9 protein-coding genes are annotated in these 9,563 nt (G+C 73.9%); 3 read left to right on the top strand and 6 right to left on the bottom strand.

Translation table 11 applies throughout. The annotated features are described in order from the left end of the window. Nucleotides 1–95 precede the first annotated feature (95 nt). Together ACWGB8_RS36455 and ACWGB8_RS36450 are read right to left on the bottom strand one after the other, a co-directional pair. Nucleotides 96–725 carry a gamma-glutamylcyclotransferase family protein gene (locus ACWGB8_RS36455; RefSeq protein ID WP_452217965.1) on the bottom strand — a complete coding sequence of 210 codons (630 nt, stop codon included), beginning with the start codon at nt 723–725 and terminating at the stop codon, nt 96–98. Continuing rightward, entirely contained in the window at nt 653–1,375 is a 723-nt protein-coding gene (locus ACWGB8_RS36450) for a TetR/AcrR family transcriptional regulator (protein ID WP_452217964.1), read from the bottom strand. Before ACWGB8_RS36450 ends, ACWGB8_RS36455 begins: the two co-directional genes overlap by 73 nt. 97 nt (nt 1,376–1,472) lie before the next feature. Here ACWGB8_RS36450 and ACWGB8_RS36445 point away from each other — a divergent pair, with 97 nt between their 5' ends. Beyond that, nucleotides 1,473–2,729, top strand: a complete 1,257-nt coding sequence (locus ACWGB8_RS36445) for an FAD-dependent monooxygenase (RefSeq protein WP_452217963.1) — start codon at nt 1,473–1,475, stop codon at nt 2,727–2,729. A gap of 53 nt (nt 2,730–2,782) precedes the next feature. Here the strand turns inward: ACWGB8_RS36445 and ACWGB8_RS36440 are convergent, their stop codons facing one another. The 3 genes from ACWGB8_RS36440 to thpR all read right to left on the bottom strand — a co-directional run bounded on the left by ACWGB8_RS36440 (nt 2,783) and on the right by thpR (nt 5,275). Next, nucleotides 2,783–3,724: a MerR family transcriptional regulator gene (locus ACWGB8_RS36440; protein WP_452217962.1), complete on the bottom strand. Its 942-nt coding sequence runs from the start codon at nt 3,722–3,724 to the stop codon at nt 2,783–2,785. 52 nt (nt 3,725–3,776) lie between these two features. Further along, nucleotides 3,777–4,505 carry a VOC family protein gene (locus tag ACWGB8_RS36435; protein ID WP_452217961.1) on the bottom strand — a complete coding sequence of 243 codons (729 nt, stop codon included), beginning with the start codon at nt 4,503–4,505 and terminating at the stop codon, nt 3,777–3,779. A gap of 152 nt (nt 4,506–4,657) precedes the next feature. After that, nucleotides 4,658–5,275 carry an RNA 2',3'-cyclic phosphodiesterase gene (gene thpR / locus ACWGB8_RS36430; protein WP_452217960.1) on the bottom strand — a complete coding sequence of 206 codons (618 nt, stop codon included), beginning with the start codon at nt 5,273–5,275 and terminating at the stop codon, nt 4,658–4,660. Nucleotides 5,276–5,569: 294 nt separating this feature from the next. Between thpR and ACWGB8_RS36425 the strand changes: the two genes are divergently transcribed. Continuing rightward, a complete protein-coding gene (locus ACWGB8_RS36425) occupies nt 5,570–6,265 on the top strand; it encodes a DUF1062 domain-containing protein (protein WP_452217959.1) in 696 nt (231 codons plus the stop codon). A 194-nt stretch (nt 6,266–6,459) separates the two neighbouring features. After that, entirely contained in the window at nt 6,460–7,953 is a 1,494-nt protein-coding gene (locus ACWGB8_RS36420; protein ID WP_452217958.1) for a hypothetical protein, read from the top strand. A gap of 633 nt (nt 7,954–8,586) precedes the next feature. On the opposite strand, the gene ACWGB8_RS36415 is transcribed toward ACWGB8_RS36420, so the two are convergent. Then, entirely contained in the window at nt 8,587–9,012 is a 426-nt protein-coding gene (locus ACWGB8_RS36415; RefSeq protein ID WP_452217957.1) for a VOC family protein, read from the bottom strand. Nucleotides 9,013–9,563: the final 551 nt, after the last annotated feature.

Here is a 9,563-nt window from a genome sequence, read left to right as displayed (position 1 = left end):
CATCTCGCCGTCGGGCCGTCGGGCCGTGGTGGTGACGGACTACCCGGCGGCGCGGGCCGGCTTCGCGTCCGACGGTTCGGTCTCGCGCGGCGCCGTCAGCGACACCGGGGCGCCGGACTCGCCGTGGGCGGGGCCCCGGCCGTGGGCGGGGCCCCGGCCGTGGGCGGGTACGTGCGGGTAGGGGTGCGCGCGTTCAGGCGGTTGCGTCGGCGGGTCCGGCACCGTGACCGCGGCCCGGTCGGACACCGGCCCCGTGGGCGGCGCCGGCGGGCGGTCAGGAGCCGAGGTAGGGCCCAGGCCTTCGTGCCCGACCGCAGGACGACCGCGGTCCTGGCGTAGTCGTCGACCTCGTAGTCGTCGGCTGTGGCGAGTTCGGCGTCGGTGATCGTGAACACGCCGCCCTCGACGGCGTCGCCCTCGTCGGTGGAGGCGACGACCAGCGGGTGGCGGTCGGTGCCGCTGGCGGCGATCACCTCGGGGTCGGTGATCTCGATCCAGGTCAGCCGGTAGCCGGGCAGGGCGTCGGCCTGTCCTTCGAGCAGTCGGCCGGACAGGGATCGACGCCGACAGGGCCCGGCCAGCCGACCGACTGCCCGCGCGGACGGCCGGGATCGCGGCGCGCAGCGCGCGGCGTTCCACCTCCCCCGGGGCGTCAGTACGTGGCGGCCCGCTGCTCGATGAGGACGGCCAGGCCGTCCAGGATGCGCTGGAGGCCGAACTCCCACGCCTGGTCCTGCCCGCCGGTGCGTGCTGCCGAGGCGAGGGCCGCGGTGAGTGCGGCGAAGCGTTCGCCGTGCTGCTGCATCAGGTCGCCGAGGATGGCGCCGAGCTGGGCCTCGGGGTCGCCCCCGGCACCGGCGGCCCGGGCCTGCTGGGTGATGCCGCGCACGTGACCGACCAGCAGGGCGGCGGCGTCCATCCGCTCCGCGCCGGTCAACCCGGTGCCGTCCAGTGCGGAGACGGCACGTTCCAGCCAGGACAGTTCGCCGGGCCCCGTGACGCGCGGTCCGAGGGTGGCCTCCAGCGCCCAGGGGTGGCGGTGGAAGACGGCGAGCAGTCGGCGCGCCCAGTCCTCCAGCTGTTCCCGCCAGCCGCGGTGCGCCTGTTGTGCGGCCGGGCAGGGGCCGATCGCGGTTTCGACCATCAGCGCGACCAGTTCGGCCTTGCCTGGCACGTACCGGTAGAGCGCCATCTTGGTGACGCCCAGCTGTTCGGCGACCCGCTGCATGGAGACGTCGGCCAGCCCGTCGCGGTCGGCGATCTCGATGCCGGCGCGTGCGATGCGGTCCAGGTCGAGGGTCGGCCTGGGGCCGCGGGCGGGCTTGGGGTGCGGTCCCCACAGCAGTCGCACCACCTCGGCGTGCTCGTCGCCCACGCTTCCACTCCGCCCTGTCTTGCCGGGGAATCCAACTGTGTCTAAGGTACACAGTCATTAACAGTGTCCTCTGGACACAGTTTCAGGGAGGGACCCAGTGAACAGGAACGTGCTCATCTCCGGCGCGAGCATCGCCGGCCCGGCGCTGGCCTACTGGTTGGGCCGCCACGGCTTCCGGCCCACCGTCGTCGAGATCTCCCCGGCCCTGCGCGAGGGCGGCCAGGCCGTCGACTTCCGCGGCGAGACCCACCTGACCGTCCTGGAACGCATGGGCCTGCTCCCCGCCCTGCGCGCCCTGCGGACCGGTGGCAGCCCGATGCGCTTCGTCGACGAAACCGGCCGCACGCTACTGCGGCTGCCCGCGGAGTTCGCCGGCGGCGAGATCGAGGTCCTCCGCGGCGACCTGGCCCGGGTGCTGTACGAGCACAGCGCCCCCTGCACCGAGTACGTCTTCGGCGACTCGATCACCGCCCTCCACGAGACTCCGACCGGCGTGCGGGTCGGCTTCCGCAGCGGCGTCGTACGCGACTTCGACCTCGTGATCGGAGCGGACGGCCTGCACTCCAACGTCCGCCGCCTCGCCTTCGGCCCGGAGGAGGACTACGTCAGCCACCTCGGCTACTACGCCGCCACGTGGCGGTTGCCCGACCACACCTACCCGGGGCTCGGGAAGGGCTCGATCGGCTACAACGCACCGGGGCGGCTCGCCGCCGTCGGCGCCGACCACCGGGACCCGGCACGAGCCGGAGCCTTCCTCGTGTTCGCCGCCCCCGGGCTGCCGTACGACCGCCACGACCCCGCGCAGCAGAAGGAGTTGATCGCCGACGCCTTCGCCGGTCTCGGCTGGGAGGTACCCCGCCTGCTCGCCTCCCTCCCCCAGGCGTCCGACCTGTACTTCGACTCGATCAGCCGGGCGGACGTCGACACCTGGTCCACCGGGCGGGTCTGCCTCGTCGGCGATGCCGCCTGCGGGGCCACCATCGGCGGCATGGGCACCGGAACCGCGGTCGTCGCCGCCTATGTCCTGGCCGCCGAACTCGCCCGGGCCGGGGGCGACCACCGGACGGCCTTCACCCGGTACGAGGCCCGGCTCCGGAAGTACGCCCAGCGCTGCCAGGCGGGCGGCGGCCGGGTCGGGAAGTTCCTCGCCCCCCGCACCGCCACCGGCATCCGCCTGCGCAACGCCCTGCTGTCCCGCAGCCCGGTCATGAACGGCATGCTCAAGCTGGGCGAGCGGGTCAGCAGCACCGTGGCTCTGCCCGACCAGCCCGCCGCCTCCGGCTCCGGATTCGACTCCGGCTCGGGCTCGGGCCTCAAGGCCGACGGTGCGGGCCCCGGCAGGCACCGGGTGTGAGGGCGTCTGCGAGAGCCCGCGGAGCCGTTCAAGCACCCTGTCCGGCGCAGCGACTACGCGGCGCCGTCGTTGCGCAGGGCCCGAACGAGCCAGGGGTACGGCGGGAGCAGGCCCGGTACGACCTGCCAGCCGTTGACGATCCACACCAGCCGCCAGTACCGGTCCACCCGGGGGTCGTGCCCCTCTTCGAACCGTCGGGCCAACCACGCCCGGAACGCGGGATCGGGCGAGCGCCCGAACACCTCGGCGAACCGGCGCACCAGGTCGTCGACGAGGGCTGCGGCGCTGCCGTCGAGCGGATCGGTCCCGGATGCCATGGCGTCGGCCACGCGCCGACGGGTGAACTCCGCCAGTTCCGCACCCGCCTCGCGCTCGACGTCGAGCGGGCGCCCCGCGGCCTGCACACCGGCCGTCCGGCGCAGCACGGCGCAGAAGTCCTCGTCGCCGACCAGCTCGGCGAGTTCCACCCACGCGGCGACCTGCTCGACCGACGGATCGTCGGGCAGGTCGGGCGTGGCGGCGCGCACCATGGCCACCGCCGCCGGGCCGGCGTCCGCCGGGCCGAAGGTACGCTCCACGAAGTCGTCGATCAGACGCCGGCGCTCCTCGCCGGACAACTGGCTGAGCCTGTGCATGAGTGGGATCTCCTCGGGGTCGGACCCGCGTCCGGCCACGACCCGCAGAACGCTCCGCTGCAACTGGAGCGCCCGGATCCGGACGTCCAGGGCGTCGGCGTGCGCCGCGGCGACGTCCGCCACCGCGAGCTCACGGTCCAGCACCCGTCGGATCGTCGCCAGGTCCATGCCCAGCTCGCGCAGGGTGCGCAGGAGTGCCAGGCGGTGCAGTGCATCGGGGTCGTAGAGCCGGTAGCCCGCGGGGCTTCGGGTGGTCGGCTCCAACACCCCCGCGTCGGAGTAGAACCGGATGGTCCTCACGGGCAAGCCGGTCCGCCGGGAGAGCTCCCCGATCGAGTAGAGGGTCGTCGTGCCGTCCATGTCCCCCACCCTGCTGCCTCCAGTCACTGGAGACTCAACCCCTTGCGCCCCGCTACCGGGACTTCTGCACGGAGAACTCGTTGCCGTCGGGGTCGAGCATCAGCACGCCGTCGTCGGCTCCGGTGCCGCTGTCGGTGCCGGTGCGCGTCGCGCCGAGTGAGACGAGGCGGTCGACCTCGGCCTCCCGGTCGGCGCCGGCGGGGAGCGCCAGCTCGAAGAACAGCCGGTTCGTGCCCGTCTTGGGCGCCACGGGAGGACCACCCCAGGTGATCTTCGTGCCGCCGTTCGGCGACTGGATCGCAGTCTCCTGGTCCTGGTCCCAGACCAGCGGCCACCCCAGCGCCTCGCTCCAGAAGTAGCCGACCTCCTGCGTACCGTCGCAGGCCACTGCGCCGATGACGCCGGTGTCGGCGAGGAACTTGTTGCCCGCCTCGATGACGCAGAACTCGTTGCCGTCCGGATCGGCGAGCACCACATGCCCGTCCTCCGGGGTCTGGCCCACGTCGATGTGCTTCCCGCCGAGTTCCAGCGCCCTGGCCACGGTCTGCTGCTGGTCCTCCGGGGAGGTGCTCGTGAGGTCGAAGTGCGCCTGGTTCTGGCCGGTCTTCGGCTCCTGGCTCGGCAGGAACCGGATGCGGTACCCGCCGCCGTCCGGGGGCACGATCGCCGCGTCGCCGTCCGGCCCATCGGCCGGCGCCCAGCCCAGGACCCCCGACCAGAACTGCGCCAGGTCCGACGGCCGGGTGGCGTTGAAGCAGATCGCGAACAGTTGAACGGTCATTCCCCGTACATCTCCGATTCACTGACGGTCGAGCACAGCGCCGCGCGCTCGCACGGGCGCAGCGAGCCTAGGGCTGCGGTGCGCCCACCCGCATCCGGGTTTTCGCCGCGGGCGGGCCGATCAGCGGCCGCCCGGCCCGGCCCGCCGACCGGCTACGACTCGGCCGGGGCGCTGTCGCCCCCGGCCCGGACGGCGGTGCCGAACGTCCACGCCTCGATGTCGCGGTAGTGGATCGGCCCCGGGCCCCGGCCGATGTTGCTGCCGACCAGGTGGAGGCGCTCGGTCGGCCACCGCCGGCCCACGAACCCGGCGAGCCCGGCGGCGGCCTGCGGCACGCTGGTGGAATCGTCGCGGCGCGCCCGTGCCAGGGTCAGATGGGGCCGCAGCGGACGCTCCCTGAAGTCGATCCCGCACGACCTCACCACGTCCCGCACATCGTCGGCGAGCAGGTGCAGGCCCTCGACGTCCCCGTCGATCCCGCTCCACAGCAGCCGGTCGTCGAAGTGCCCGCCGCCGCGCAGGCCCAGGCTCAGGGCGGAGCGCGACGCCGCCGTACCGGCCAGCGCCGTGCGCAGCAACGGTACGGCCGTGACCGGCAGTTCACCGAGGAACGCCAAGGTGATGTGCCAGTCCTCGATCCGGTTCCACCGCAGGCGCGGGTATGCCGCGTAGGCGGGCTCCAGCGCCCGGGCCAGCTCCTCCTTGGCGTCGTCGGGCGGAGCCAGCGCCACGAAGACGCGCAGGGTCGAAGGCTCGGGGTGATCGTCCACGAGGAGTTTCTAGCACCCCGCCGGCGCTCCTGCCGCCGCCGGCCCGGGGTCGCTCGCCGACCGCGCGCCCGGCGGAAAATGAGTTGTCGGCGAGCTGCGGCCTCGATGATGATCGCCGCATGGACAAGTAACGGCTGCCACGTAGCAACGAACGACCCGTCGCGCGGTCGACCTCCGAGCCTGCCCACCCGGCTCCGAGGCGATGACCCGCGCCCTCGGGTGCATCCGTCCTGTCCCAGGGGCCGCAGCCCGTTCTGCGCGCGCCCCTGCCGAATCCTGAAAGCAACCACATTCATGCATAGCGACCGCAAGGCCCTGTGGGCCGTGCGCCAGTCCGCCCTGCCCACCGTCGTCCGGCCGTGCCCGGACTGCTCCGGCACCCGCCACCGCCCCTCGGGCAAGATCCGCGTCAACGCCAGCGGCAAGCTCCTCGACGTCTGGCTGCTCCTGAGCTGCGCCTCGTGCGACCGAACCTCGAAGGTGCCCGTCCACGAACGCGTCCACGTCTCGTCGCTGGAGCCCGCCCGCCTGGTGGCGTACGAGACCAATGACCCGGCCGTGGTCCGGGAGCTGACGATGAGTGCGTCGCTCGCCACGGCGTGCGGGTACCGCCTCGACTGGACGGGTACCTGGCGGCTGGAGAATCGCACGCCACTCCACGCCCTCGACGACCCGGCACCAATGCGGGTCCTGGTCGGCTTCGAGCTGCCCGCGCCGGTGCGCGTGGAGCGGCTGCTCATGCTGGGGCTCGGGCTCAGCCGCACGGCGGTGCGCCGCATGGTCGCGGCCGGGCGCATTCGTCTGCCGCTGGCCCTGGACGCCAAGTCGCACCGGGACTTCGAGATCACCGTCCACGGACCCGGTCCCGTCGAGGCCACGGCGGACTCGGAGTCCCCGGGCGCCCGGAGCGGCGGGCGCACCGACCTGTTCCGCGCCGGCTGGTCCGGCACGTCGCAGCAACTGCCGCACTCGGCGGCGGCGGGAGCGTAGGAGGAATCCGGGCAGGGCCTCGTGGAAAGCCTGTTGACGCAGACAGTCGGCGAGTTGCCACGAGGCCCTGCCCGGACCGGACCACCCGAGGGGATCGGAGGCAACGGACACCGGAATTCCCCGGGGTGGGGCGGCGCAGTTGGCGGCGGGCTGCCAGTCGGCCACCGACCGGCCACAACTGACATGATGACCGGATGATCACTCCACCGTCCGTCCTCGCCGACCTGTGGCTGCGCGGCGTCGCGGCCAACACGGGAGCCCCGGCCGACGTCCTGCTGCGGCTGCTGGATCCGGCCGCCGGGGAGGCCCGCCGGATCCTGTGCGAGGAGCGTCCCCTTCCCCACGAGGTCATGGACGCGGTGGTCGCGCACCCGGAGGTGAAGGTCCGCCGGTCGTTCGCCCGCAACCCCCACGTCCCGCCGGCCCAGCGCGGCCGGTTGGTCGGCGATCGCCACAGCCTGGTCCGTGCGACCCTCGCCCAGGGACCCCGGCCGAGCCCGCGCCGGCCCGTGCCGTTGCCCGAAGACGTCGTCATCGCCCTGCTGACCGCCGAGAACGGTGGCGAGCCCGAGGTGCTGACGGCCGACGAGATCGCGTCGGAGCTGCTGTCCTCCCTCCAGGTACCCCGCTCCTTCTGGTACCGGACGATCGGGCACGAGCACCCCGCGCTGCGGACCCGCTCGGTGCAGCTGTGGCACCGGCTCACCCCCGAGCAGCGGGAGGCGCTGCTGTCGGACCCCCACCCGAGGATCCGGGCCCTCGCCGAGCTCCACGTGCGGGAGGAGGACCCGGCGGCGATGGAGGCCGAACTCCCCGACATCGGCCACCGCCGCTGGGACATCCTCAACAACCGCGCACTGTCGGACTCCGTCGTCGCGGCGAGCCTCGCCGATCCGGAGTGCCGGTGGTCGATCGCCGGCAACCCCTACACGCCTGCCGACGCCGTCGCCCGGCTGGCCCGCGACGCGGACCCCAGGGTCCGCAGACGCGTTGCCGCCCGGGCCGATCTCACTCCCGTGGTGTGGGCGGAACTCGCCGCGGACCCCGACGAGCAGGTGCGCACCCGGGCCCGGGTGCAGCCGCTGCCGCGTACCCGGGCGCAGTGCGAGGCCGTCGACCATGAGATGGGCGAGGGCCCCGTCGAATGCCTCTGCCCGATCCTGGAGCCCTACGAGGAGCCGGACCTGGCCTGGTACCGGGCCTGCGCGGTGTCCGAGGAAGCAGTGCTGCGGAGGGCTGCCGCCAAGTGCACCGCCCTGCCCGCCGACCTGGTGGCGCGGCTGGCCGCCGACCCGGACGACGAGGTGCGCCACCGGCTGGCCTCCTGGCACCCGCTGGCCCCGGCCGAAACCGTCCTCGCGGCCTTCGTCGCCCGCCCACAGCAACGCCCCCACCTGCTGACGGGGCCCACGCTCCCGCGGACCGGCCTGGCCCACCTCCTCGACCACCCGGACCCCGAGGTCCGGGCACTGGCGGCCGCCGATCCGACCGGGCAGGCCCCCCTGCAGCAGCTGACCGACCCGGACGAACTCGTCCGCCGGACCGCCGCAGCCAACCCCCTCATCCGCCGGGACGCCCTGGACGGACTCCTCCAGGACCCGGCGACAGCGCAAGGTGCCGCGGCCAACCCCGGACTCCCCGCCGCGCGTCTGCACGCCCTGCTGGACTCCGCCGGCCTGCCCCGCTGACCGGAACCCCGACCACGGGGCTACCGCCGCCTGGCGCCGCTCCCCGACCGGCCGGTGCCGCGCCGCCCTCCACCGCCGTACAGCCCCGCCGGGGCGGAGCGGCTGGCGTGGAATCGGAGCAGGCCCGCCGGCCAGGCCGGCTACCGGTGCCGCTCCGCCGCGGTCGGTGCGGCGCTCCCGGGTCGGCGGGACTCGGCAGGAGTCGGCAGAGTCGACGGGACTCGGCGGGACAGAGAAGTAGTGCAGCAGGACGACCCCCTCGGACAGCATCCGCTCCGACCGGTTCGGATTCGCGTTCGTCGGCCGGCAGGACGAGCCGCACACCGCCCTGGCGGCCCTCGAACGGGGACCGGCCGTCCTCCGGGTCGAGGGTGAGGCAGGTGTGGGCAGGTCCCGCTTCCTGAGCGAACTCACGGACCGGCTGCAGGAACGCGGCCTCCCCGCCCTCCGCTGCGCGAGCCGCTGCCGCTCGGCCCGGCGGTGGCCGTGTCCGGGAGGTCCAGCGTCCGCGTTGAGCCCGTCGGCCTAGCACCACCACCGCCCGGCACCGGCAGCGCAGTCGGGACGCCGCACGGCACCCCCTGGCGCCGGGGCGGGGCGCCGGGCCGGGAGCCGGGCGCCCCGAGGTGGCCGTTACGAGGCCTGGGCGGCGATCTGCGTGGCGACCCACTCCGGGTCGGGGTCGATACTCTGGAGGACCTCGACGAGGACGCCCTCCGGGCTCCACACGTTGAACCGGCGCTGCCCCCACGGCTCGTCGCGCAGCGGCTCGGCGATCCCCACCCCCGCCTCGCGCATCGCGGCCTCCTCGGCCGTGGCGTCCTCGACCACGAACGCCAGGCACAGCCCGCCGGTCTCCTGGGCGCGGAAGCCCTCGGGCATCGACGCGTGGCCGCGCTGCACGAGGTCGATCACGTAGTGGGGGTGCTCGTCGTGGTGCAGGCTGACGTACCAGCCCAGGTCGACCACCAGCTTGAAGCCGAAGTGGTCGATGTAGAACCGGCTGCTCGCGGCGGTGTCGTCGGTGAGCAGTGCGGTGCCGATGGTGCTGAATCGCAAGAGTGTCCCCGTCCCTGTCGGCGGCGGTCGCCGCGCTTAGGACTACAGTTGTAGTACATCAGGCATAGTGGCTGCAAGAGGGATCGACCCACAAGATCGCTTCTTTGGGCGGACGGCGCACCCCGGGCGCGTCGCACCGAGCCGAACACGGCTGTCGGACCGCCGGATCAGGAAGGGACGCGGCGTCCGACGCCAAGACTCGGACCGGCCCGGGGGACCACGCCACCGTCACACGCCGTCACCAGCTCGTGGCCGCACCGAGGTTGGAACCGTTCCTTCCTCACCCCACTGCTCCCCGCAGCGGCACCCCAACCATGATCACACAGCCCGTCACCCGCCGCGCCCCCTCCGCGGCACCGCGCCTCCGCAATGCACACCCCGCCGCCCGACGCCCGGCCCCCGGCACCCGGCACCCGGCCCCCGACGCCCGCGAACCGGAGTCCCGCCGACGCGGTGAGACCGGTCAGGAATCGAGAAGCCCCGGCCGCCGTGCAGCGCCTAGCGTGATGGTCATGGCAACCACCGCTTCCCCCGCAGCCCGCGTCTCCCTC

This window comes from Kitasatospora sp. NPDC054939, assembly GCF_053610105.1.
Note: the sequence above shows the minus strand (reverse complement) of the source record. Positions and strands in the feature narration are given on the sequence as shown.